Source organism: Bacillus sp. 7705b, from assembly GCF_002289525.1.
Taxonomy (GTDB): Bacteria; Bacillota; Bacilli; order Bacillales; family Bacillaceae; genus Bacillus; species Bacillus halotolerans.
In genome coordinates, this window is the sequence record NZ_NSDH01000045.1 from 64507 (window position 1) to 89020 (window position 24514).

The 24514-nt window shown below is 37.4% G+C and carries 20 protein-coding genes and 2 pseudogenes; 7 read left to right on the forward strand and 15 right to left on the reverse strand.

Annotation, left to right across the window (positions count from 1 at the left end; translation table 11 throughout):
- Window positions 1–10: 10 nt before the first annotated feature.
- The 3 genes from CJU60_RS17460 to opuAA are packed head-to-tail and all read right to left on the reverse strand — an operon-like array spanning window position 11 to window position 2998.
- On the reverse strand, window positions 11–892 hold the full coding sequence (locus tag CJU60_RS17460; protein WP_024120136.1) for a glycine betaine ABC transporter substrate-binding protein: 882 nt from the start codon (window positions 890–892) through the stop codon (window positions 11–13).
- Complete coding sequence (gene opuAB / locus CJU60_RS17465; RefSeq protein ID WP_095714454.1) at window positions 892–1740, reverse strand: glycine/proline betaine ABC transporter permease subunit OpuAB; 849 nt, start codon at window positions 1738–1740, stop codon at window positions 892–894. Before opuAB ends, CJU60_RS17460 begins: the two co-directional genes overlap by 1 nt.
- Before the next feature lies 1 nt (window position 1741).
- Window positions 1742–2998 (reverse strand): glycine/proline betaine ABC transporter ATP-binding protein OpuAA, encoded by a 1257-nt coding sequence (gene opuAA / locus CJU60_RS17470; RefSeq protein ID WP_024120134.1) that lies wholly within the window; start codon window positions 2996–2998, stop codon window positions 1742–1744.
- A 290-nt stretch (window positions 2999–3288) separates the two neighbouring features.
- Between opuAA and CJU60_RS17475 the strand changes: the two genes are divergently transcribed.
- The gene (locus CJU60_RS17475; RefSeq protein WP_095714507.1) at window positions 3289–3591 is read left to right on the forward strand and encodes an ArsR/SmtB family transcription factor; all 303 of its coding nucleotides are present in this window, start codon (window positions 3289–3291) and stop codon (window positions 3589–3591) included.
- 683 nt (window positions 3592–4274) lie between these two features.
- Here the strand turns inward: CJU60_RS17475 and CJU60_RS22225 are convergent.
- The 9 genes and pseudogenes from CJU60_RS22225 to dptF form a co-directional block, all read right to left on the reverse strand.
- Complete coding sequence (locus CJU60_RS22225) at window positions 4275–4487, reverse strand: glycoside hydrolase family 2 TIM barrel-domain containing protein (protein ID WP_483294934.1); 213 nt, start codon at window positions 4485–4487, stop codon at window positions 4275–4277.
- Window positions 4448–4618, reverse strand: a complete 171-nt coding sequence (locus tag CJU60_RS22230) for a glycoside hydrolase family 2 TIM barrel-domain containing protein (protein ID WP_483294935.1) — start codon at window positions 4616–4618, stop codon at window positions 4448–4450. Before CJU60_RS22230 ends, CJU60_RS22225 begins: the two co-directional genes overlap by 40 nt.
- Before the next feature lie 7 nt (window positions 4619–4625).
- On the reverse strand, window positions 4626–4895 hold the full coding sequence (locus CJU60_RS22235) for a glycoside hydrolase family 2 TIM barrel-domain containing protein (protein ID WP_483294933.1): 270 nt from the start codon (window positions 4893–4895) through the stop codon (window positions 4626–4628).
- A 64-nt stretch (window positions 4896–4959) separates the two neighbouring features.
- Window positions 4960–5175 (reverse strand): annotated as a pseudogene (locus CJU60_RS22240) (glycoside hydrolase family 2 TIM barrel-domain containing protein).
- A gap of 48 nt (window positions 5176–5223) precedes the next feature.
- The gene (locus CJU60_RS22245; protein ID WP_483294936.1) at window positions 5224–5379 is read right to left on the reverse strand and encodes a hypothetical protein; all 156 of its coding nucleotides are present in this window, start codon (window positions 5377–5379) and stop codon (window positions 5224–5226) included.
- 251 nt (window positions 5380–5630) lie between these two features.
- Window positions 5631–5960 carry a sugar-binding domain-containing protein gene (locus CJU60_RS22250; protein WP_095714455.1) on the reverse strand — a complete coding sequence of 110 codons (330 nt, stop codon included), beginning with the start codon at window positions 5958–5960 and terminating at the stop codon, window positions 5631–5633.
- 221 nt (window positions 5961–6181) lie between these two features.
- On the reverse strand, window positions 6182–11308 hold the full coding sequence (gene dptH / locus CJU60_RS17490; protein WP_176471087.1) for a DNA phosphorothioation-dependent restriction protein DptH: 5127 nt from the start codon (window positions 11306–11308) through the stop codon (window positions 6182–6184).
- On the reverse strand, window positions 11289–12692 hold the full coding sequence (dptG, locus tag CJU60_RS17495; protein ID WP_176471088.1) for a DNA phosphorothioation-dependent restriction protein DptG: 1404 nt from the start codon (window positions 12690–12692) through the stop codon (window positions 11289–11291). The genes dptH and dptG overlap by 20 nt, the downstream gene beginning before the upstream one ends.
- Window position 12693: 1 nt before the next feature.
- Window positions 12694–14445: a DNA phosphorothioation-dependent restriction protein DptF gene (gene dptF / locus CJU60_RS17500; RefSeq protein WP_095714458.1), complete on the reverse strand. Its 1752-nt coding sequence runs from the start codon at window positions 14443–14445 to the stop codon at window positions 12694–12696.
- 190 nt (window positions 14446–14635) lie between these two features.
- Here dptF and dndB point away from each other — a divergent pair, with 190 nt between their 5' ends.
- Genes dndB through dndA form a run of 5 tightly spaced genes read left to right on the forward strand, consistent with a single transcriptional unit; the run spans window position 14636 to window position 20820 of the window.
- A complete protein-coding gene (gene dndB, locus CJU60_RS17505; protein ID WP_095714459.1) occupies window positions 14636–15730 on the forward strand; it encodes a DNA sulfur modification protein DndB in 1095 nt (364 codons plus the stop codon).
- 2 nt (window positions 15731–15732) lie between these two features.
- Window positions 15733–17304, forward strand: coding sequence for a DNA phosphorothioation system sulfurtransferase DndC (gene dndC / locus CJU60_RS17510; protein ID WP_095714460.1), 1572 nt, complete (start codon window positions 15733–15735; stop codon window positions 17302–17304).
- 18 nt (window positions 17305–17322) lie between these two features.
- Window positions 17323–19317 carry a DNA sulfur modification protein DndD gene (gene dndD / locus CJU60_RS17515; protein ID WP_095714461.1) on the forward strand — a complete coding sequence of 665 codons (1995 nt, stop codon included), beginning with the start codon at window positions 17323–17325 and terminating at the stop codon, window positions 19315–19317.
- Window positions 19314–19694, forward strand: a complete 381-nt coding sequence (gene dndE / locus CJU60_RS17520; protein WP_095714462.1) for a DNA sulfur modification protein DndE — start codon at window positions 19314–19316, stop codon at window positions 19692–19694. Before dndD ends, dndE begins: the two co-directional genes overlap by 4 nt.
- Before the next feature lie 4 nt (window positions 19695–19698).
- Window positions 19699–20820 carry a cysteine desulfurase DndA gene (dndA, locus tag CJU60_RS17525; protein WP_095714463.1) on the forward strand — a complete coding sequence of 374 codons (1122 nt, stop codon included), beginning with the start codon at window positions 19699–19701 and terminating at the stop codon, window positions 20818–20820.
- 186 nt (window positions 20821–21006) lie between these two features.
- Here dndA and CJU60_RS17530 read toward each other — a convergent pair whose 3' ends face one another.
- Both CJU60_RS17530 and CJU60_RS21950 read right to left on the reverse strand, forming a co-directional pair.
- Window positions 21007–21306 carry a 5-methylcytosine restriction system specificity protein McrC gene (locus CJU60_RS17530; RefSeq protein ID WP_141243799.1) on the reverse strand — a complete coding sequence of 100 codons (300 nt, stop codon included), beginning with the start codon at window positions 21304–21306 and terminating at the stop codon, window positions 21007–21009.
- A 290-nt stretch (window positions 21307–21596) separates the two neighbouring features.
- Window positions 21597–21881 (reverse strand): AAA family ATPase, encoded by a 285-nt coding sequence (locus tag CJU60_RS21950; RefSeq protein ID WP_369679550.1) that lies wholly within the window; start codon window positions 21879–21881, stop codon window positions 21597–21599.
- 29 nt (window positions 21882–21910) lie between these two features.
- Between CJU60_RS21950 and CJU60_RS17540 the strand changes: the two are divergent.
- Window positions 21911–22972: pseudogene (locus tag CJU60_RS17540) on the forward strand (MFS transporter); the annotation flags it as partial.
- Window positions 22973–23085: 113 nt separating this feature from the next.
- On the opposite strand, the gene CJU60_RS17550 reads toward CJU60_RS17540, so the two are convergent.
- Window positions 23086–24439, reverse strand: a protein-coding gene (locus CJU60_RS17550; protein WP_095714468.1) for an IS1182 family transposase whose coding sequence is annotated in 2 segments (ribosomal slippage) — window positions 23086–23859 and window positions 23861–24439 — 1353 coding nt in all. Because the reading frame shifts where the segments join, the coding sequence is not laid out codon by codon here.
- Between the last annotated feature and the right edge of the window lie 75 nt (window positions 24440–24514).

The window sequence follows — 24514 nt, forward strand, 5'->3', positions numbered from 1 at the left end:
GCTTTCTTCATTATTTCTTTAGATCTTCAATTGAGTTGACGTTTTTCATATATTGAGGCACAACAAGACCCATCTTCACGCCAGTTATACTGACGCCTACATCATCATATTTGCCTTTATATTTGACAGCGTATGGTTTATGGGTATTCGGCAGCCATGCGGAAAGGGATGCGTCCGCGCTTCCCGTCGCAATCGCCGTCCACATCGGACCAGCTTCTACCTGAGTGAGTTTCACGTCATAGCCCAAGTCTTCTAAGACTTTGCCCATAACGTTTGTACTTGCAATCTCACTGTCCCACGCCACATAGGCAAGGTTGATTTTGTCTCCCTTGACCTTTTGCACGCCTTTGGTCCACTCCGCGATTTGATCCTTGTGCTTCTTCACATACTCAGCAGCGGCTTTGGAAGGTTTCTCGCCTTCTTCCACCTTGATCATCACTTCACCCATGTCGTCTTGCGTCCATTTAAACTGGCTCAGAAGCTTAACGGCATTCGGCTGTTCTTTGCTGAAGCCTTTTCTGGTGATCGTATGAATCTCCTCAGCACTGCCGTAAGTTTTTTTCGGATCATCGAGATATTTTAATTTATATCTGGAGAACATCCAATGCGGTGTCCATCCTGTGATAATAATTGGTTTCTTACGGTCGTATGACTTTTTGAGCGTAGCAGTCATAGCAGCGCTTGACGATGAAATCAGTGTCCAGTCGTCCAGGTTATAATCCTTCAACGCTTGATCAGTCAGGCTCATAATACCTGAACCGGGGTCAATCCCGATGATCGTCTTATTCACCTGTTCAGCCGCGGACGCATTTTCGTCGTTTTCTTGTCCGCAAGCCGCAAGTGAGAGTGCCAGCATGGCGGAAACACCGATACCGATGATTTTTTTAAACATCAGGCATTCCCCCTGCTTTTCTTCTTCACTTTAATATTTTGTGTAATACGGTCGAGCGTAATCGCAACGATAACGATAGCGATACCTGCTTCTACACCGACCCCTGTTTTCAGCTGTGTAACGGCGCTGTATACTTCTGAACCTAGTCCAGGCGCACCGACCATTGCTGCGATAACAACCATTGATAATGCAAGCATGATACTTTGGTTGATCCCGGCAAGAATGGTTTTTGTTGCAAGCGGAAGCTGAACCTTAAACAAACGCTGAGCTGTTGTAGAACCAAACGCTTCAGTTGCTTCAATCAGATCCGCAGGCACTTGTTTAATACCGAGAACCGTCATACGGATTGTCGGCGGCATTGCGAAGATAACAGACGCAACAACACCCGGCACAACACCGATATTAAAGAAGAAAATTGCCGGCAAAAGATATACGAAAGCAGGCATTGTCTGCATTAAATCAAGGATAGGCGTTACGATACGGCGAACCGTTTCTTTCTGAGATGCCCAAATTCCGATCGGCACACCGACTACAATCGAAATAATGACGGACGTGACAACCAGCGCTAACGTTTGCAGCATTGGGTCCCAATATCCTAAATAGTCAATAACGAGAAAGCCAATTAAAGTAAACAGCGCAATTCCTCTCGTACTGATCCACCATGCAAGAGCTGCGAAAATAATCGTTAACAAAATAGAAGGTATAAATCCAAGCCCGCTTACAATCCCGTTTACAAAAATGGCCAAGCCATTTGCGATTCCATCGAGGAATCCGCCAAACGTTATCGTAATCCAGTCAACAAAACGGTCAATGATGTCTGCTAAAGGTATTCTAGGCAGTCTATCCAATTTACTTCACCTCCCGTACAGAAGGATCTTGTGTTTGCTCAGCAGTGCCTTCAACATTGATATAATCGTTATTGCCCGCAAGTGCGCCAATCAGCGCGCCTCTTACGACAATCCCTTTCATTCTTTGCTTTTCATCTACAACCGCAATTGGAATATTCGCGTCAGACACAACGTCAAAAATCTCAGTCAGATACGTATTCTCTGGTACAGTCGTAAATTCCGTATTCAAGATATCCTGAAGGGATAAATCAGACTCGGCTGCTTTTTTCGCATCTGCTGCGTAAATGACACCTAACAATTGTTTCTGTTTATCGACTGCATAAATAGATGAAATCCCTAGGTTTTTCATCAGTGTTAACGCAACGCGAGGCCCTTTATCAATCCGCACCGTTTCAGCGCGTTTCATAATGTGGCCGGCAGTTAATACTTTAGACAAATCAACGTCCTCAACGAATTTCTCAACATATTCGTTGGACGGATTCATGAGGATTTCTTCCGGCGTGCCGATTTGAACGATGTTTCCGTCCTTCATCAGCGCGATTCTGTCGCCGATGCGAAGCGCTTCATCCAGGTCGTGCGTAATAAAAATAATCGTTTTTCCGACATTATCATGCAGATCCAAAAGCTCATCCTGCATGTCTTTACGGATTAATGGATCAAGCGCACTAAACGCTTCGTCCATCAGAAGGATGTCCGGATTATTCGTCAAAGCGCGGGCAAGGCCGACACGCTGCTGCATCCCGCCCGAAAGCTGGTCAGGGTATTGGTGTTCAAATCCTTCAAGTCCGACAAGTTTAAGCGACTCAAGCGCTTTTTGCTGGCGCTCCTGTTTGTCTACACCTTGAAGCTCCAGTCCGTATTCTGTGTTTTCAAGTATCGTTCTGTGCGGGAACAGAGCGAACTTTTGGAAGACCATACTGATTTTTTTCCGGCGGACTTCCCGGAGCTGGTCTTTAGACATATTTGTTATCATGTCACCATCAATGTAAATTTTTCCGGCAGTCGGTTCAATAAGCCGGTTTAACAGCCGTACTAAAGTTGATTTACCGCTCCCTGATAGACCCATGATGACAAATATCTCACCATCATATACATCAAAATCTGCTTGGTTAACCCCAACGGTTGATCCGGTTGCTTTCAGGATCTCTTTTTTATTTTTTCCGTCGGCAAGCATTTGAACTGCTTTCTTGGTTTGTTTCCCAAAAATTTTAGAGACTTTCTCGACTTTTATCTTAATCGGTTTCTCATCTACACTCATATTTTCCCTCCATATTAAGCAATCTTTATTACCGTACCATTTATGTAACAACACACACAAACCGCATATTCTCTTTTATTCTGTACCATTTCATGATAAACATCCCTGTGACCCCAAGACCTTATTTATGCTTCTAAATACTCGGTAATCCTCCTTTATTATTGTATTTTACAGGTAAAATTAAGCCGTTTTTAAATTGTAAACGCTTTTATTGAACCAAAAATCCTTCTTCCTCTTATGACTTCAAGATCCTTTACTGGAAAAATAAGTTGCTTTTTCATCTCTATGTAATGTATTATAGTTTCATGACTATGAAACAATCAGAAGACCATATCAGAGCTCACATATTCAAAGCATTGTCTGACGAATCCAGGCTTGCAATTATTCGTACGCTTTATTACAGCGGAAAAGAACTCAGCTGCGGTGAAGTAGGTGAAAAATGCAATATCGTCAAAACCACAGCATCTTATCATTTCAAAACGCTGCGTGAAGCGGGATTGACTGCAACGCGAAAAGATTCACGGACAAAATTTGTCAGGCTGCGTGAAGACACCTTTCAAACATACCTGCCTGGCTTTCTGGAGACCCTCTAAAAAGGGTTTTCTATATACATATCTGTTTCATAGTTTTAAAATCAAGAAACTATAGGAGTGTTAAAAGGTTTACCGATTGCTGCGGCACATATTCTTTATGTGCTGAAACAGTTCCATGAATCCATCTTAGCCGCGCACCTTTTGACCGGTTACAGTAATTTTCAACTGGTCCTATCGCATACATGCATGCTGAACTGATCATGGTCAGCTGAGACTTTTAAACGAAAGTGCAAAAATCGGCATATTCGGAAGGCCGTTGCACCTCGGTACGCTGTTATCACATGAATGTTTCCATCTGGATCAACTTTATAACACACGCTTACTTCCACACTCACACTGATCGGGAGCTTGTATGTGAATACTATACTGACAAGCTCTCCTTGTTCTTTTAGCTCTATATGCGAACACTTTCTAGCTATGCTTGCGACAAGCCACCCGCCTGAATGAAATGCCTGTGAATAGCCTTTATCTGCCCAGCTTTCTTCAATAAAAGCTGCACATGAATGCAGTATTCCCCAGGCTGGTTCATTGACCCTTCTGCCCATTAAAATGGGACAAAACGAGTGCTTTGCGCTTAACATAAATGTCAGTTTTGTTTATAAACACTTTTGTGCCTTCATGGTACAAAACATAATGCAGTTCAAGGCCAGACATATCCGAAAAAAGCTACTAATTTTGTATCTTCACTTCATTTTTTTTTCGGCAATATTGATGTTCTGATATAGGAACTTCACTTCCTGCATTTTCGATGACAGCTTCCGGTCCGCCGTTACAATACCGTTTCCGCAGAAATTGTAATCCGTCGACCGGTCCCCAAAATCGCCTCCGTATGCCAGAAACCCCTTGCCGTAGCGGTCTATTTTACCAGTGACTGGTCTATGAAGTCCCGTATTAATTCACCTTGGTACATTGAATATTTATCCTCAAGCTCTGTGTATTTGTGCATGCCGTCGAGCGAGTTACCCATTGCATGTATGTATTCGCAGCTAATGTACGGCTTATCCAGTTTATCCGGCTTGTCCGACAGATAGGCTTCAACGTCCGTCGGCTTTGCAACATCCGGCTTTCCATGTCACTTGTATCATTGTAGTCGCGGTTATGGAAAACCCCTTCGTAATGACAAGGCGCCCCGGATCAACAGACTTAAAGTACTTAGACACCGATAAAATCACTTCACCGACATAAGATTCATTGCCGCACGAACAGTTTAAAATAGACGGATGATTTTTATCCCGTTCAAACATGGAAGTCGCGCGGTCCAGACGATATCCTACCACACCAGCTGATTTCCGGGAATATTCCACGAGGGCTCTACTTCCCCATTTTTCGCCATGACCCGTGCGTTTCAAGGTTCATTTCATCAATGACTCATATTACATATTCATCACAAAGATCACACCATTCACTCTGATTTGGATAATGAGACGTGCGCACAGCATTGATATTATTTTATTTTAAAGTCTTAATATCCCACAGCATATCTTGCTTTGTAATGGCCTTTCCTGTTCTGCAGTTAAATTCGCGGCGGTTAACGCCCTTGAAGATAATCCGCTCACCGTTTAAATACATAACATTTTTAATCATTTCAAACTTTCGGAAACCCACTTTTTGTGGAACGACTTCAACGAGATCTCAATTTTGAGCAAATAGCTTAAAATAAAGTGTATATAGATAAGGGGTCTCCGCACCCCATTTCTTTGGATTAGGAACTGTAAGAGCAAGAGAAGGTTTTTCTCCTAAGGAGGCACCTTCAAAAAGGAAAGATCTTTTATGGTTCCATCTGTATATGACGCATCTAAATCCACCTGAATATGTAAATCACTTACATGGATATCAGGCGATACAAATACACATCACGAAAAATGCCTAAAAACCGTCAAAAATCTTGATCCTCATACCAGCTGCCAATGCTTCTTTGGTACACTGCCAGCTTGTTTTCCCCTTTCTTTAAAAAGGACATGAACTCAAATTCGGCCGGCGAAATGAATCCTCGCTATAACCAACAAATTCACCGTTCAACCAAACAGAAAAAGCCGATTCTACTCCCTGTAATGAAATATATAGGGCCTGTTCTGCATGTTTTCCGGCACTTCAAAGTATTTTACATAACTGCCGACCGGGTTATCGTCTTCTGGAATATGAGGTGGGCGGATATCATGAACACCGTCCCATGGATACATCGTTTTTACAAATTGCGGTTTTCCATACCCTTGCAGCTGAATATGCCCCGGCACAGTGGTATCTCCCCAGCTTAAGCAGTTGAAATCAGTATGATAGAAATACTCCGGACGAATTGAAGGGTTTGTAGCATAATGAAATTTCCAACTTACATTTAGATCATACCTTAATGGCATTAAGGCAAATTCCATTGCTTCCTCCATAGTTTCATAATATGAATGATTGATCAGAGAGTTAATATTAGAGGCACAATGGAAACATGCAACTGAGAAAGATTATGAAGAAAAAATAAATCAATTAGAAGAAAACAGTGAAGGTGTTGAATAATAAATGAATCCCAATAAGCTGCTTTCTTTCAAACGAATAAAAATAGCACTGAACAAAGTGTAATACATTTGTTCAGTGCTATTTTTTAATTTATAAGCTTCCAAAAAGCCATGTCATCCATAAGTTCATACCTATTTTTAGTAACAGAAGTGACTAGACTTTTATGTTTTTGAAGCTGTGCAATCTTGTTTACGATCTGCTCTCCTTCTGCTTGGCTCTCAGGATTAAAGATCGCCTGTACCTCTTTTTTCTTAATGGTAGGCACTCTGTGTATGACCCAAGTTAAGATATACTGTGCATAGTCGTTGCCCGTAGTTGCAAAGTGGTCTAAGAATTGAGTGGACAGAATTACTCCAACACCATATTCCCTTCCCTCTTTCATGATTTTCTTTAAGGAAGAAAAATTTTGACTTAGGAAGTTATCTGCTTCATCAACAAGGATCATTTTTGTTAATTCACGATAATCACCCTGAATCGTACTGTGACCCTTAGTGGACATTTGGGAATAAAAAGTATCTAATGTAATGCCAACGATAAGGTTTTGAATGTTTGGATCGTATCCTGCCAAATGTACTACAGTGACTCCCTGAACCATATCATACAATGATTTTGTATTTTCACTATCTGGTGAAAAAATTTCAAAATCATATATTTGTTTTAAAGCCGCATACATGCTGTCTTCTTTAACATCTTCTCGGTCCATTAGCCGCTCAAAAACACTATTCATAGTAGGAGGCACCATGTCCCAGGTAGACATATTTGCCTTATGAATACCGGCACGTGCATAAGCTTCAATAATTAGGTCATTCAATAATTGTTGTTGTTTTATACCCAAATTAAATGCATTGGCTATTGTTTCTTTTATCGTATTAGCTGTATGAAGAGGCAGTAACGGTTTCGCCTGCTTTCCTCTGTATAAGGCCAATGGATTGAATGGAAGGTGGTAAGGAGCATAAATAGTAGCATTTGTTGCTGCCACAAAGTCATCTTTAATATAGTCACCCTTGTAATCAAAAATCAATATATCAATAGGTGTACCGTTCACGTTAGCGGCTGCACCATCATGCAGCTGTTTGATAAGGGCTTTCGTAAACTGTGTTTTACCCGTTCCCATTGTTCCTATAATCCCCGTATTTGTATGCATGATTTTACTTGTTGTCGTAGGATACCAATTCAATGGTTCATTGTTACTTATAGAGCTTCCAAACAAGATCCTTAAAGGTTCTTCTTCAGGAGATGGATCAAGTACAGGGATTGGTGGTACAGCTTCAGGTTCTGTCTCCTCCTCCCTATCTTTCTCTAGGTTTGTTATATTTTCTCCAACCTCGATAATGTCCTCTAGAAATGTTTTCAATAAGAGTGTTTCTGGGTGATAGTCTTCTTGAGATTCATGGATTCTGCTAAATAATTTATCCATAGGAAGTGTTAAATATTCATACCCATCTTGTTCGGTCAATTTGATAAGCAAAGTGTCCGATTCTCTTCCCGATTTTCTAAAGTGATTATCTGTTTCAAATGATATAACTGCTCCATTTCCAATATAAGATGATAGTTCATTTGAAAATGTATATTCTTCATTTAGTAACTTCGTTAGTACTTTTTCGCTTAGAAAAACATCCCATTCTTGATGCTCTAATACTCCGTAAATCTTCATTTTCTTTACATTCGTAATCGCTAATTGTACTAAGAAATCTTTGTATACAGAACTTTTAAATCTATTTTCTGATAAGTAGGTTTCTAAAGCATCGGCAGTTTGAGACACTTGTTCCTTGGCTTTCTCAATAATTCCTGTCTTATTTTTACCAATTTTAACTTCTATCGGATATAGATGAATTTTAATTTCCCCATCTAGAATCTCAAAACCCATTAATAGTAAATCATCATTTACTGATCCTTTAATACCTAAATTTTTTGCTGAGAATAAACCGTCTTTTTGATTTAACCCTACAGCACCAGAAACCCTTAAAATTTCTTCTAATGATAGTGGTACCCATATAATATTGCTATGTTGTAAATAGGCGAGTGAGAATTTTACAGCAGACAAAATACTGATCTTCTCACGTGGAAACTGTGAGCGGCTTCCAATCATTCGTAGTAACCAATCACCGTTTATGGTATTAAACAAGTTAATAATGTCTCTTGTTGTTTCCGAACTAACTTCCACTGATTTACTTTTCAGCATTTCTTCAATGATTAGTTTAAATTGATCCGACTTTTTTGTAACCGTGATAGCATCGTAACTACTAGAAGGTGTGTATTGATCACTATAATGAATAATTAATACGTCTTCTTCCCCTTTTGCACCAAAATAGTTTAAGTCAAATTTCGGTTCAATGAATGTAACCCAGTAAGAGGATTCGTATAAATGCTTTAGTTTTTTCTCACCTTGATTTGAGAAAGCTGTAACAATAGCTTTCCCTCTTTCAAAGGTATTTTGTCTTCCTGATGCTAATACTAAACTGTTATATAGCTTAATAACATCTAAACAAACGTTTCCTTCTTCTTTTAAATACTTTGTTCCGAAACCTGTACGATAAGAATCTCCTAAATATGTTGAAGTTAAAGAGGCAAACAGTCCAGATAAAGATAGACCTGTTCCAATCTTATCTGTTTGATCAATTGTCTCGTCTACATTTTCATCTGATTCAAAGAAAGAAATATGACAATAGTCGAATTCAGAGTCATGGTAACTTTTTTTATAAAATTCAACTTTAGTTCTGAAAGCATTTAAAATGTCTTCTGCAGCGTAGTTATCGTTTTGGAATTTTAATCCAAAATACGATTCAATTTCTTGTATATCATCATAAAATGATAATTCCTCGAAAGCATTAACAGTATTGAAATTATCATAAATAGTAATTTCAATTGGGGTTAAATCTTCCAAACCGCTTTTTTTCAACTCTACCATGTAATAATTAAAAATCCCTAGTAAGACCTCTTTGCAATCTCCTAAATTAATAATATTAATTTTTAAAGGAGCGTTTTTATTTAACATAAATAAGTAATGATAATGCTGTTTAAACTCTTTTATTTTGTCTGTCACAAGCTTAGAAACAAAAGAAGAAGAAAGATTATTTCGAGGCCCTTTGTAATCGTAATAATAAATCCATTCAGGTGAATGTCCTTGATTGACAGCTTTATATATTTTGTTTTCATGATAAATATAAGGAACCAAGTATGTCGCAGATAACCGTCTTAATATTTCTGGTGGAATTTCTGGATCTGTGACCCGCTTCACCAGAAGATATTTGTGAACTACATTAATTGGATGAAGTGGTGAACACTTCACAGCATGTAAGCTGTCTCTATTTTCCAATACACCTAACTTACTTAAATCTTGATGGCCAGTTGAGAGAGAAAAACCTTCTTCGATCTCATTTAAAATTTCAAAAAACGTCTCAATATATACCCTTGCTAATTCTGTAATTTCATCGTTCCAATAGGTTAAGCTAGGCAGAAGATTCCTTGCTTTGAAATAGCTTAAGTAGTTCAAATAAGCCTTTTCCAATTTTGCCGGTGCGTCTAATCGTTTTTTTGAATATAGTCCATTTTCCTGTTCTAGGCATAAGGCTTCTTCTTCTATGAAGCGCTTTTCCTCTTCTAGGTTACGGAAAAATTCTAGGTCATCAATTATATATTCATCATTCCCTAAAATTACTTTCTTTGTTTCTTGTAAGTAGAAATGTTGCTTCTGTTTCCATTTTAACTGAAAAGCTTTGTTTCCATTAATTTTCTTTGATTCGACTTTCTCACCAAGAAAAGCGATAGGAAATTCTACGTTGTCCACTTTTAACAAGACAATTTCATTATCTCTTTGGAAGTAATCTTCAAGAATATTAAATCTAACTTGTTCATTCAAATTGGTCCGTACCTCTTCGCCTTCACCATCAGCATCCACTTGAATTTCTTTTTCTTGTTCTGCTCCATTATTAAGAACAAGCTTTTCTCCACTGTATAATACTTTAATACACTGTATGTTTCTTTTTGTATCAATTTCAACTAAATAATTTAATCGGATAGAATCTAAAAAATCGCTAGTAAAAGGTACTACTGCTATTTTAAATTCAAAACTTGCTCCCGATTCTTTGTATAGAACTGAAATGAAATTTACTCTTTCAGATTCAAACCGGTGGGAAATTTTGATTTTCTTTCCAGAAATAGCTCCAGCATTACCGAGGACATTCTCCAAATTATCTTTCTTTAAGTACCTATCGAAACTAAAACTCAGCGAGATGTCCGTCACTTGAGAAGGGTTGAAAACAATAATATGTCTTTTTCTTTTCTTGGCTTTGCTCTCTCCTTTTCCTCTCTCCCAATACGCTAAACCCTCTTCTGTTTCTTTGTTGCTTTCTTCTATATATTCCGGCGGTACGACTTTCTTTTTGTTATCATGAAATTGCTTAATCTCTTTAAATTCAATTTTTCTCCAATCATTATTGAGGATTTTATTTATTCCTTCATCATCAAACTCTTTCTCTAAGTCATTAGACAAGTCTCCAAAACTCTCTGTTTCTTGAATAAATTTAAAAAGCTTATAGTTCTCACTTAATCTTTCTTCACGTGCTTTTTTGTCATAGCCCTCTAACGCTGCATCGTAAAATAATCCTAAATCTTGATAAGATTCCGGTTTAACACCAGCCGAAATAGCTGATAGTATATCTTCATATTCAAATATTGAGTAATGAAGATGGTTTATTATCTCTTCAATTTTACTAAAGGCAAACGACAGAACCGTTTTCGCAACGTCATCTAAATCAGATTCACTGATCGCTTTTGAAATAATTGATTCAATTGCTTTTCTTGATAAAGGCATACCAGCACGTTGAAGGTCGACTGATCCGCCCACAATGCTATCTAATGTTGTGTGATGGATAAAAAGGATACATGTTTTTTCAAAGTTGTTTTCCGATGTTCCCACTAAATTCCGTAACTTAGTCAAAAAATCTGGAGTGACCCCATTTAGAGTACTTGCCACAATGACATTAACCTCGTTTTTATGTATAGAAAATGATTGATACGGTTCATCTTCACCCCATACAAACTCATTATAAAGACCTTTTTCAGCTACAACTTTTTTTAATTCATTATATAGGTGTTCTACCTCGCTTAAATGTTCAAACTGTACATGGAACTTATCACCCGGGTTCAATGAGTTATTTTGAAAATAACTAACAATTTGATTCGAAATAAGTTTATAAAATATATTTGACATATTGCGCATCACCACTATCTGATTTTTTCTCTAAAATATTTAAACGCTCATACAGTAAAACTACTTGCTTTCTGGTATCACGATCAAAGTAAATTCCTCTTCTTTGAAGCTCTTTAAATAATTCCTTCAGAGACAGTTTCTCTTTATCCTTTATACAAATTCGAGTCAACAAAATTACAAAGTCTTGTGTTAAATTCAGTGTATATCCTAGAGAACCGCTTTTTTTTAAAAAATATGTTTTAGCTAATTCTTCATACCCTTCGTAATAACCTTCAGCAGCACGACTGCGGTTAGACGCTTTGAATTGGTAAGAAATAGAATGTTGAAGCTTCCTAACTTCTCTTAGTACAGGTGACTCTCCTTCTAAGAAAGGCAGCGGGGGCATCTGCTCCCAAATCACGTCACCTATATAACTTTTATAATCATTATGCCAAGCTTCTATATGGTCTTTTAATTTCTCTTGCTGTTCAACCGTTAGCTCCTGTAAAGAACGCTTAAACGATGTATAAGAGACAGGATAGTCATTTAAACCATTTACATGATTTAACATAATCGTACAGTTAATATGAGAAAATAAATTAGGCAGTTTTGATGAAATCATTTTCCACCCTTGCTTAAAACTATCTCTCGTTTTAGAACGTTTCTCCCACTCTAGGTTGTAATAGACTGGAATCACTTGATCATGGCTATTTTTAAATAACTGATCAAGATTTAAAATAACTTGAGTCGTATAAAAAAAGTAATAATACAGCAGTAAATTTTTAAATGATTTTATAAGTAAATCTTCATGTTTTAATAAAAATAATAAATCCTCTTCAAAAACTTCCACAATTTCTTTCATGTATTTCACATAGCTTCCAGACTTATTATGTTCTTGTTTTAGATCTGGTAAACACTCATAAATAAGTCTTAACAATACATTCTCAGGTTGCTTTTCAAATGCTTTTTGAAATCCTTCTGTTATATTTTCACTTGAAAAAATAATGCTTAAAAACTCTCCGACTTTTCGTTCAGCATTATCCCCTTCTGGGAGATGGTTAAAGAATGAGGGGTGCGATAATACTAATTGATTATTTTCATCAAAAAACAATTCATTTATGATTACATTCAATTTTTCAATAGAGTCAGTTGTCACTTTTGTCTGGATTTTCCGGAAAAGTTCTTCCTTTTCAAAGACAGTATAGCCTTTATCAGTAATAGACCTTGAATAATTACCTAGGACAGCATCGAAGTTAGAAATCTTATTATTTTTTGTTGAGTAAGGAAAAATTCTATAAGGACTTTGAACTTTTGCATGAGTTAGTCTTACCTTTTTTTCTTCATCCTTTTTTACTGCAAATTCTTTCTCAATACTTTCTCTGTTAAGGTTAACTTTTTCAATCATTTTACTTCTCCTTAAATTCATATCCAAACTCGTCCACTGTTAGGATATACTGTTTGGAATCTTGACTGACTTTTTCTCGAATTACAACATTATCTTGTTGTACGTTTTCTTTTATCATGCGGTCAGCAAAATTGGCGAAATTGATAAAGTTGTTTTTGTCCCTGCTATTTGGACGATATCCATTTTTCATTTTGACAATTAACTCAAAAAGATTAAAATCTATACTTATTGAATAAATTTGATCTGACCCCTCCACTTTAAATTTCAATACCATATAATTCAAGAACCTAGATAATCTTTCATCTAAATCCACTTCTTTTTGTTCTAAATGAGGTTTTATAACAATTTTTTGACTGATGGCATACTTTAGCTGATTTCTTCCAACAAACATATTGATTCTTTCTGTTTCCGTTTTTCCGTTCCAGTTGTAAATGGCCTCTATAACATCATAATATAGTGTTCTTAGTTCTTTTACGTTGTGGGTATTCCAATAGAATAAATACGTTAAAAACTTAGGAAATAAAGTACTCTGTTCATCTTCTCTCGCAACTCCAGAAATTGCCCTTAAACGCAGCAGTGTTTTCAGTATTAGTTCTCGACCTTCTTGTTTCTTATCAAATCCACCTACTGAATTGTTTAAATTTAGTTGTTCAAGAAGGCTTTCTGGTACAATATCTTTAGTTAAAGAGCTAATGTTATCTGTAATGAAAAATGAAATGATCCATTTATCTGATAGCTGGTTTCTCTTAGCCAAGGCCCCTAAAGTTTCTATAGGTAGAAAAGCTTCCGACCGTTTTCCAAGGTCAAATAATAAATTAGGCAACAAACTTTTGAGATAGCGTTCTCTTATTTCATCTTTGTTTTTATTATCTAACGCTTTAATAGCAGAGTCTTGTATATAATCAGGTACCAAAATGCGATAAATAAAGTCTAGAAACATACGTGGTGAAACGATCATTTTATACTTAATCATTAGCTCTGCAAGTAAGTAAACAATACTTTTTTGAACATCGCGATTCATCAATAATTCATAGTTTTTTACAACTGGACATTCATCTTTTAATGACGCTTCCTGACTGCATACCAATTTATATTTTTCATAAAACGGATTGTCTGGTGATTCAGCTGTGATTTTCTCAAATAATGCCTCTAAAAATCCTGATTGGACGCCATCCTTTGCTAATTCATACAAATGGTAATCACTCAAGTTAACAAATTGAAAACGCTCCTCGGATTCTTCACCACTTGAAGTCACACCTTCTTCTAAAATCTTCTTATCTTCCACGTATCTCTGTAATTCCATAAATTCCGAGCCGTACTCCGAGTGCAGAAAATTGTTTAGCGTTCCTAAGTTAATAGCCACAACAACATGATTCATATCATTTTGATCAATTGATAAATTATCATCCGTAAAGGGATTCAGTATGCTACGTAATGTTTCAATAGACGTTTTAGTTGGTGAAAAACTTTCTGTTGCATCATTATGAATAGTCACGTTATGAAATAGGCCTGGGTAGTTGTTTTTCAGATATGAAATAAGATGGGACTTCCCATCTCCAACACTGCCACACACCATTACCAAATGTGGACGTTTTTGTTCTCTTATTCTTTCCATTATATGAATAAGGCTTCTTTCAAATGGCCTTTCCACATGCATATATTGTTTAAATTTATTATATGACTCTATATTTTCAACTGCCTCTTTTGACGACTGCTTTAAACGACCTAATTCCTTAATTAGAGAATTTCCCATAAAGCCCACCTTATTATCATTTTAGATAGAAATTTAATAACAAAATTTTATTAATTTAATAATAACAAACTTATTTGTGAGTCATAAACAAGAAAACCCAGCCACATGCTTTTTTAATATATTTTTCATAGAATTTCTGTTATTCTTTATATAACGCATTAATATTACGTACGTAAAAAGGAGAATGAACGTGGAATTTGGGTTTAGTTACAACTTTCCGGCCTTGAGGGGAAAACAGGGTGGGAGTGAATATTATGTGGTCATGTGTCCTTTGCGCCTTATTCCAAAAATATTTCTATTCGATGAAGAAGAAATCTCACCTGAATATAGAGCACAACGCATTTTAAATAAGATAAGGATTCCCGAAATCACAAACTACATTGTTGAAAATCCGAACGATTACGTATTTTCATCTTTAACAGCATCTATTGATGGAGGTATTGAGTTTCATCCTTTTAGTAATAACCTTACAATGCAAGATTTGGGTCAACTCCAGATTTCGTTGGATGCTAAGTTTTTGATTAATGATGGTCAACACCGCCGTGCAGCCATTGAAGAAGCCATTAAGTTATCACCGGAATTAGGAAATGAGACAATATCTGTCGTTTTTTATCACGATTTAGGACTTAAAAAATCCCAACAAATCTTCTCCGATCTTAATCGTCACGCGGTCAATACTACTTCTTCCATTGGGATTTTGTATGATCATCGAGACCATTTAGCACTCGTGACGAAACAAATTGTAGCTGAAAATGAATTACTGACTCGGTATACAGATAAAGAAAGAGTTACGTTGTCAAAGAACTCACCAAAGATCCTAGCTCTTAACCATATATTCAATACCAATTGCCGCTTACTTGGAAAAGTAAAAGGAGACTCTCTGTCTGAAGACGAGATAAGCTTTTTAAAGGAATTTTGGAGTATGCTGTGTGCTACAATTATCGAATGGCAAAGAGTCTTTAACAAAGAACTAAGCCCGAAAGATTTGCGAGAAAATTACATCGTAGGTCATGGTGTCTTTATAGAATCTCTAGGTGTATTAGGCAGATATTTACGTGAATATCATCCTGATGAGTGGAAAGTCTACCTTAAAAATCTTGCGCAGATCGATTATAGCCGGACCAACATAAAAGATTGGCGCGGTAGAGCATTTGGCGCAAACGGCAGAATTCATAAGACGAAAGAGACGGTAACGTTAACTTCAAATAAATTAAAAGAATTTTTAGGTCTTCCACTTACAGAGGCAGAACAAAAAACGGAAGAAAAATTTCAGTTAGGAGTCTGAATATGCTTGATAATTTAATTGGAAATTTATTCGAACAACAAAATAACCAAATAGAGGAAACAAAAAAGCTTATTAAGGAAGTATACCTTTCTGATAATCGTCCTTGGGTAGTAGGATATAGCGGCGGGAAAGATTCAACCGTTGTTGTTCAACTTGTGTTCGAAACTTTAAGCGAACTATCTGTTGAGGAGTTACATAAAAAAGTGTATGTGATTTCATCAGATACTCTTGTCGAAACTCCCTTAATTATTAATTCGATTGATACAACTTTGAGACGTATACAAGAAGAAGCCTTAAAACGTGATTTACCTATTGAAACGCACAAAGTAAAACCACAGTACGAGCAGTCTTTCTGGTCAAATATTATTGGGAAAGGATATCCTTCTCCAAATCAGTCATTTCGCTGGTGCACGGACCGCTTAAAGATTGAACCGGCTAATGCATTTATTATGGACAAGGTTTCAAAGTTTGGAGAAGTTGTCATGGTCCTAGGTGTTCGTGAAAATGAAAGCCAAAGCCGTGATAATGTTTTAAAGTCTCATACAGTAGAAGGAAAAGAATTAATGAGACATACATCTTTAACCAACGCTTTTGTATTTGCACCGATCCGCAAGTTTAGTGTCAACGATGTTTGGGACTACTTGCTCTCTTATCCTTCACCATGGGGAAACGATAACCATGAATTAAATAAATTGTATCAAGATTCTAGCAGTGGTGAATGCCCTCTTGTTGTTGACAAAAACATTAAGGAAAGTGCTGGTTCTTGTGGCAATAGTCGTTTCGGCTGCTGGGTATGCACTGTGGTAAATGAGGATAAAGCATTAAACGGCTTTATTATTAGCGGTTCAGAATGGTTAAAACCATTATTAGCATTCAGAAATTGGTTAGCTTCTATCCGAGATGATCGAGAAATGAGAATGAAGTATCGCATGGGTGGACAAATTTATTTTAATCCGATTAAAACAGAAACTGGAGATGACGGACAAGAGTATGTCGTTATCCCAAAGAAATCACAACGTCCTAAACAATATATTGCTCTAGATAAATACACTATTGTGAAAAAAGAGAATTTAAAATCATATCTCGATGAGAATAATATTGATTTAAGCTCTTCATACGATCCAGCTATCTTAATTGAGGATGAGAACGGAGCTTACGGACAATTAGGTCTTGGCCCGTACACAATGGAAGCAAGAAAAGAAATTTTAAAGAGACTTCTAGAAGTTCAAAAAAACTTGCAACATCCTGAAGAAGAAAATTTTGAACTAATTAAAGAAGAAGAATTGCGCGTCATCCGACGCTATTGGCTTGAAAACGGAGATTGGGAAGATTCTCTCCCACCGATCTTCGAGGAAGTAATGGGTTACACCTTAGACTGGGAACAAGATGATCGGCCTTTATTTGATTCTGAACAACTCACGGATTTAGAGAGCTTATGTCAAAAACATAATGTGGATTTTAAATCGTTAAAGAAGCTTATTTCGTTAGAAAAAAACTATGCAGGATACAAAGTACGACGCGGTCTTATGCAGGATATTGAAAAAGTATTAAAACAGGATTACTTACACCTGTAATGCATCTGGGGGAAACTTATGTTAATTAAGGAATTACATCTAGAAAATATCGGGTCTTACAAGGACCAAAATCATTTTGATCTCTCACACCAATCATCCCAAAAGAATGTCACGTTAATAGGTGGAGAAAACGGAGCCGGCAAAACAACGTTTCTTAATTCGATTAAACTAGGCTTATTTGGATGTTATAGCTATGGTTATAAGACGGAAAACGATGAATATTACAGACGTGTTTATTCTTATCTTAATGCCCAAGCTAGAAAGCAAGAGCAATCCAGCTTTTCGATTACAATTGTATTTAGCGAAACCGAAAATTATATTACCCATACGTACAAATTTAAGCGTTCTTGGAAAACGAAAGGACAAGCTGTAAAAGAATATTTTGAAATTATGAAAGATGGACGCTTTTTGAACGAAGCTGAAACGGACATACAACGTTCCCGTCTTAGAGAACTATTTCCTCCAAAGTTATTTGATTTATGCTTATTTGACGGTGAAGAAATCTCTAGAATTATTATTGAAAACAAATTGGCATCTTACCTTCGAGAATTGTCTACAGTGGTTTTTAACCTAGACTTGTTTAATAGTTTGGAAGGAGATTTATTATCTTACTTAAAGCAGGAAATTGATGAAAAACAACTTTCTGCTCTAGAACAAGAGATTTTCAATTTACAAAATGAAAAAAAAGAAAAAACGCTATACATTATAAAATTGAAAGAACAAATAAATAAAAGTTTGTTAAGAATAGAAAAACTCCAAGAAACCTACGCTTCTATTAAGAAAGATTTTGAAACACACGGTGGGCTGGTAAAAGAAGAAAGAGACAAACTGAATGAGCAAATGCGTGCAATCGAAGCAGTACGCAAACAAAATTCAGAGAAGATCCGAGATTTTATTCAGACACTGTTACCATTGTATCTAAATAAAGATCTTTTAATAGCAGCAAAACAGCAAATTGAAGAAGAAGAAAAACTAGCCTTATATAATCAACTAGTACAAAAATTGACTGTTGAACGCCTTACTGAAGCGCTCCAAAATTCATCAAATAGTTTAATCAAAGAGCAATCTGCTACAGATTTACAGGAATTACTCCTTAATATGTTGAAACCAAATCAATCTGATGTCATTTATATTCATCGGGTCTCCCCTTCTCAACGGGCTGAAGTGGAAATGGTGCTCAATGCGATTGAAAAAGAAACATCAGAAAAATATATTGACCTAATCGACCAAAATAAAGAAATGCTTGTGAAATCGCAGTTATTACGACAACGGATGAATATAAATGACTCAGCTAATGAATTTATCGAAATGTTAAACCGGATGGAACAAATAAAAGCTGAAATCTTCACACTGGAAAAAGCGATCGAAGAAAGTAGAAGTGAATTAGAAGATAAAGAAAAAGAACTCTTAACACTATCACAATTAATCGAAGCAAAACAAAAGGTAGAAGAACAAGGTAATAAAAAACGAAACTCGTTTACCATTGCTCAAAATCTTATGAAGCTAAGTACAGAGTTTCAAAAGTTGCAACACCAAAAGAAATTACAGCAAGTTCAAATAGAAGCGACTCAAATGCTGAACAAATTAATGCGTAAACATCAATATATACCGGTTATCCGAATTAATCCTGAAACATTTGAAGTTACTCTTTATGATCAGGACCGGGAAATAATTTCGAAAGAAACCCTATCAGCTGGCGAGAAGCAGATTCTGTTACTTTCTTTAATCTGGGCTATGTTCAAATGTTCAGGACGGCGTGTACCTTTTATCTTTGACACTCTTCTTGGCCGCTTAGATAAAACACATAAACGAAATGTGTTAGTAGACTTTATTCCTTCTTGTGGAGAGCAAGTTCTCATTCTATCCACCAACTCTGAAGTAGACGAAGATCATTATAAATTACTGAAAAACCACGTATCACATCGCTATCTATTAGAATTTAATACTGAAAAGAGAAAAACAGAGATTTCTCATCAATACTTTAAGTTTCAAGGTGAGGAGCAAATGATATGAGTAATCGTTTAAAGATTTCAAAGAAAACATCTGATAAATTGGCCGAGCTGCAGAGTTATACAAATCATACCCGTAATGTATTAGTTCGCTTAGCTGTAGGGCTATCAACTAGAGAAGCATCAATGCCAGATTTGCCTAATGATAAAGCAGGTGGGGGATTTGAAATCGATCGAAGTGTGTTAACAGGAGATTTTGATTTTGCCTATAAAACGCTTATTGCACAGCACGCTAAAAGAGAAATTTCAGATGAAGAATACTTCCCTATCCTATTTAACGCTCACCTTGAAAGAGGGATCGTTCTTCTTGAAAACGAATATAAACACGCTGGAAATAATGAAAAATTTCAAGTGAATTTACTTCGCTACAACGAGGAGTGAAAAGATGCTTTATTTGGATAACAGTGCTACTACGCAAGTATTACCTGAAGTAAAAGAAGCGATGTTGCCATTTTTACTTGAAGAGTTTGGAAACCCATCAAGCAAATACTACTCCTTAGCTATCAATGCTAAAACCGCTGTTGAGACAGCACGTCAAAACGTCTCTCGACTCGTTGGCTGCGATGAAGACGAAGTGATTTTTACAAGCGGAGCTACAGAAAGCAATAATTTTATACTAAAGGGTGTTGCCCACTCCTTCAAAGAAAATGGAAACCATATTGTCACGTCAAAGGTCGAACATCCTTCTGTTCTCGAAACATGTAAATATTTAGAAAGTATTGGATTTAAAATAACGTACTTAGACGTTGATGCTTTTGGAAGAGTAAGTACCGAACAGATACAGGATATTATCTTGAATGAGAAACCAATCCTTATTTCGATTATGTGGGGCAATAATGAACTCGGTTCTTTGAACCCCATTTCAGATATAGCAGCGATTTGTAAAGAACATGGCGTATTTTTTCATACTGATGCAACACAAGTAATCGGTAAAGTTGCTATAGATTTATCTGAAATTGAAGGGATTAACTTTGTATCGTTCTCTGCCCACAAATTTCATGGTCCTAAAGGAGTTGGGGTATCAGTTTTACGTAAAGATGATCTTGGTTTACCTATTCAGATCACTCCCCTCCTCCATGGAGGTGGGCAGGAAGGTGATATTCGAAGTGGAACTCTGCCGGTCCACAATATTGTCGGTATGGGGAAAGCAGCCGAGCTTGCAACAAAAACTTTAAAGCAAAACATTGAGCAATTACAAAAATTAGAGCAAGAGTTAACTTCTATCCTTTCAAGTAAGTTTGAAGATAAGATAAAATTTAACAATGATACTAAAGACAAGATTCCAGGCATCTTAAGCATTCAATTTAAAGGGATTAATAATGAAACGTTAGTACGTAATCTTGCACCAGTTGCCGCTGTTTCAACTGGTTCAGCTTGCAGCTCCAGTAAACCAAGTCATGTTTTACAGAATATTGGCTTGTCACTTGAAGAAGTACGATCTACTATACGCTTTTCTCTATCCTCCACTATATCACTAGATGAATTAGAAATATTTAAAAGCTTGTAATACACACAGGACATTCTTTCTATTTAGATGAGATGTCCTTTTTTTAGATATAAGAATCTTAACTTCTGAAAAAATACACTGAAATTTCTTTTTGAATCAATACCTTTTCCTATTTCTCTCAATGTTTATTTTAACTTCATTTAAGACTTCAATGTCGAATAAAAAGCTGTATTGTTGTTTTTAAAATCAGATTTTATATGGTATTCTCGAGAAATTCATCATACGGCAAACCATACGCCGCATCATGAGCGTATTTTGCTCCACAGAACCCGTTACATCAATTTTCCCCCGCAAACTGTTCGTAGCTTCCGTTTGAACGAAATAATCTTTGTGTATATCGCGTTTAATCTGATTACTTACGCCTTTAATAAGGATAGCTACCATCAAGGCATGAAAATTTTTAAACTGAATGCTTTTAAAACCTGCTTCATTTAATGTTTGATAAGCATAAGCCATCATATAGTAGATATTTTTGATTTTAATCACGAACAGCACCACGCAGTTTGCCAGCCCAGTGTTCTATTTTCGACTGGTTAATCGAACCAATATTCTTGAATCAACGGTATTAATTCATATTCTACAACGTCTGACAACCAGTCATCTTCCGCATCCCCGCTGGAAGAAAAATAACTGTGGCCAATGAAGAACCTTTTCCTAATGAAGGATCTCCTGCAATAACGTTATTCAAAGCCATTACGGTATTTATCATGCGGTCAAGCTTTTCATTCGCTAGACTTGCTTGCTTAAATTCTTCACTTTCAAAAGTAGGTTCAAACTCAAAAAAGCGAACCGGCGGCGCAGTGCGTAATAAAGCAGGGCAAGACTTCTGTCTGCTTCATCATGCCGATAATATAGACGTTGTCAAGAACGGAAAACTGCTGATCGGAATACAGCAAACGGAGTTCTTTTCCGCGTTTGTGGTTTTCAATTAACATTAATAATTCACCAAAGATCTTGCTCAGGTTACCGCGGTTTACTTCATCAATAATAAAGAAATAGGGCCGGTCATCAAGCTTTGCTTCTTTGCAAAATTGATAGAAATGGCCGTTGAATAAAGAAATCCCTTTTTCGGTAGGGCGGTTCCCCCCGCTGGATGGTCAGTGCTTATGCGCTCGGTTATGCGCTGTTTGCTTTGGCAGCCGGTCCGATCTCTGACCGCTTTAATCGGAAAACAGTGATGCTGTCGGGGCTTGCGGGCTTTATCCTTTCCACGTTTTTATGCGGCATCGCTCCCTCCTTTGCCGCCATGTGTGCATTCCGTTTTGCCGCCGGTGTCAGCGCCGCGTTTGTAACGCCTCAAATTTGGGCATCCATCCCTGTCATCGTCCATGCCTCAAAAGTGTTAAAAAGCATGGGGATTGCAACAGCAGGATTAGCGGCTTCACAAATGCTCGGGCTTCCGATCGGCGGATTTTTGGCTTCCTTCACTTGGCACACGCCCTTTTTCGTTCTGTCAGCAGGCTCGCTGGTTCTCCTGTTCATTTTGGCGGCGGCCATGCCAGATATTCGTCCTGCAGAAGCGGCAGCACACCGTTCATCTATAGTCAGCCCTTATCGTGAGCTGTTTTCACTGCCAAAAACATCGATGATCCTGCTTGCTTATTTTCTCTTTCAAACAGGAAATTTCGCCACGTTCAGCTTTCTCGGCACCTGGCTTTATGCAGATTATCATCTAACCGTATCCCAAATCGGCGCTGCGATGCTTGTACTGGGGCTGGGAAATATGCTTGGAAGCCTTATAGGAAGCAAAATTGCATCAAAGCTCGGAACGTGTAAGACATTAATCAGCGGCATGCTGCTGATGGGCGGGCTCTATTTTTCCCTTCCTTTCTTCCCTACCTTATTTATTGTAGAAACCAGCTTTTTTCTGACTTTCTTTATAGCGGGGATCATTTTTCCGTTAATGATGGGGATATTCCAATCCATTTCACCGAACGCGCGCGGAACGATTGCATCTCTTTCCAATGCGGCTATGTATGCAGGAACCACTGTCGGCACATGCCTTGCCGGACTCTTATATCAAAACACGCATCATTTTGGGGCTGTCACGGCGTTTACGGCGATTTTATTTGTCCTGTCTATGGCCCTTTATCAAACAAGCAGAAAAAACAAACCGCAAGCTGCCGGTTTCCATGTAAAAAGCACCTCATGATGAGGTGCTCAGCTTGTAGAGAAAACGATGTTTTTTCTACAAGCTTTTTTGTTTTGTGCTGTTTCTTTGGGTTTTCAGCTGATTTCAGAAACAGAAAAAGAGCTCCCACATACCTAGCTCTGCTTGGCTAGGTATGTGGCAATCTTCTTCATGTTCTGGCATGCGGCTGTGAGGAGAACTTGTTCGCTCACATTCCGTTTTCCCCTCAACCTGCAATAGCGAAGCCCATGCAGCTGTTTTGAATCTGCAAAGCTTCGCTCTATTTTTTCTTTTCTTTTTTTGTAGAGGTTTTTTCCTGAAACAGTCAAGCGATTTTGCCTGATCTTTTCTTTGTGGTCTTCCCATACATGACGGGTGATGACTTTCTGATGTTTTTTTGATTTTGTACAGTTTTCAAGAAAAGGGCATGAGGAACATGTTTCAGGATTTGATTTATATGACCTGTATCCTTTTCGGTCAGTTGTTGAGTATGTAAGTGTTTGCTGGTTCGGGCAAATATAACTGTCTTTTTCACTGTCATAATGAAATTTCCATTTTGGAAACAAGCCTCTAGTAGGGTGATATCGTCTATGGGCAATGACGCCAAAAATATGACGGTCAGATAATCCTTTACAGATCGGAGTCGTTAAATATCCGGAATCAAGAGCGACGGCTTCTACTAGAAAACCAAATCGTGCGATTTGATGATCCAATCGGTCAAGATAGGGCACAGAATCATGGACATTTCCGGACGTGACAAAGGCATCGGTGATAATGTTGTATTTGATATCCGTTGTGCGGTGATCTAAATAAAAGAAACCCTCCGGTTTATTTTCACGATATAGATATCCACTTTCCGGATCGGTTGTACTGTGGCGGATCTCTTTTTCAGCTTTCACCTCCTCTTTGATTGTTAATGGCTTTTTTTCCGTGTTCCTCCCGATCTTCTTGAATGGCTTCATTTAAATCCTTGATATAGTTTTGGGTATCCTGCGCAATTGTTTTTCTTGTGTATTTATGCTTGTTGGCATTGGCTTTCAGATGAGTGGAATCGGTGAATAGGACACGTCCGCCTACCATGTCATGATTGATGGCCTGGAGAACGATTTCATCAAAAATGTCTTGGAAGATGGTTGTATCTTTAAAGCGTGTGCGTCTGTTCCAGCTGATGGTGGAGTGGTGCGGAACTGGGTCATTTATGTTCAATCCGAGGAACCATCTGTATGCCATATTGTAGTAAATTTCTTTTTCGAGCTGTCTTTCTGAACGGATACCGTAGAGGTAGCCGATAAACATCATTTTGAATAAAATCAGCGGATCAAGTGAGGGGCGTCCTTTGTTTTCACTGTAGTAAGGTTTCACCTTTTCAATGATAAAAGAGAAGTCTATGTATTTATCAATTTTTCGAAGCAGATGATCCTCTTCGACAAGTTGGTCGAGAAGAACAAATTCGGCTGCGTTTTGAGAAGAATTTCTTGTGTGGAACATGAAAAAGACACCGTCCTTTTGAAGTCTTTCTTTTATTTTATTACAGGAGAATGAATATTTTAAGAAAAAGTAAAG

Bases quoted from the DNA above. Each gene is read 5' to 3' on its own strand.
- CJU60_RS17460 (WP_024120136.1), bottom strand. From the start codon at position 892: ATGTTTAAAAAAATCATCGGTATCGGTGTTTCCGCCATGCTGGCACTC.
- opuAA (WP_024120134.1), bottom strand. From the start codon at position 2,998: ATGAGTGTAGATGAGAAACCGATTAAGATAAAAGTCGAGAAAGTCTCT.
- CJU60_RS17475 (WP_095714507.1), top strand. From the start codon at position 3,289: ATGTATTATAGTTTCATGACTATGAAACAATCAGAAGACCATATCAGA.
- CJU60_RS22250 (WP_095714455.1), bottom strand. From the start codon at position 5,960: ATGGAATTTGCCTTAATGCCATTAAGGTATGATCTAAATGTAAGTTGG.
- dptH (WP_176471087.1), bottom strand. From the start codon at position 11,308: ATGTCAAATATATTTTATAAACTTATTTCGAATCAAATTGTTAGTTAT.
- dptG (WP_176471088.1), bottom strand. From the start codon at position 12,692: ATGATTGAAAAAGTTAACCTTAACAGAGAAAGTATTGAGAAAGAATTT.
- dptF (WP_095714458.1), bottom strand. From the start codon at position 14,445: ATGGGAAATTCTCTAATTAAGGAATTAGGTCGTTTAAAGCAGTCGTCA.
- dndC (WP_095714460.1), top strand. From the start codon at position 15,733: ATGCTTGATAATTTAATTGGAAATTTATTCGAACAACAAAATAACCAA.
- dndD (WP_095714461.1), top strand. From the start codon at position 17,323: ATGTTAATTAAGGAATTACATCTAGAAAATATCGGGTCTTACAAGGAC.
- dndE (WP_095714462.1), top strand. From the start codon at position 19,314: ATGAGTAATCGTTTAAAGATTTCAAAGAAAACATCTGATAAATTGGCC.
- dndA (WP_095714463.1), top strand. From the start codon at position 19,699: ATGCTTTATTTGGATAACAGTGCTACTACGCAAGTATTACCTGAAGTA.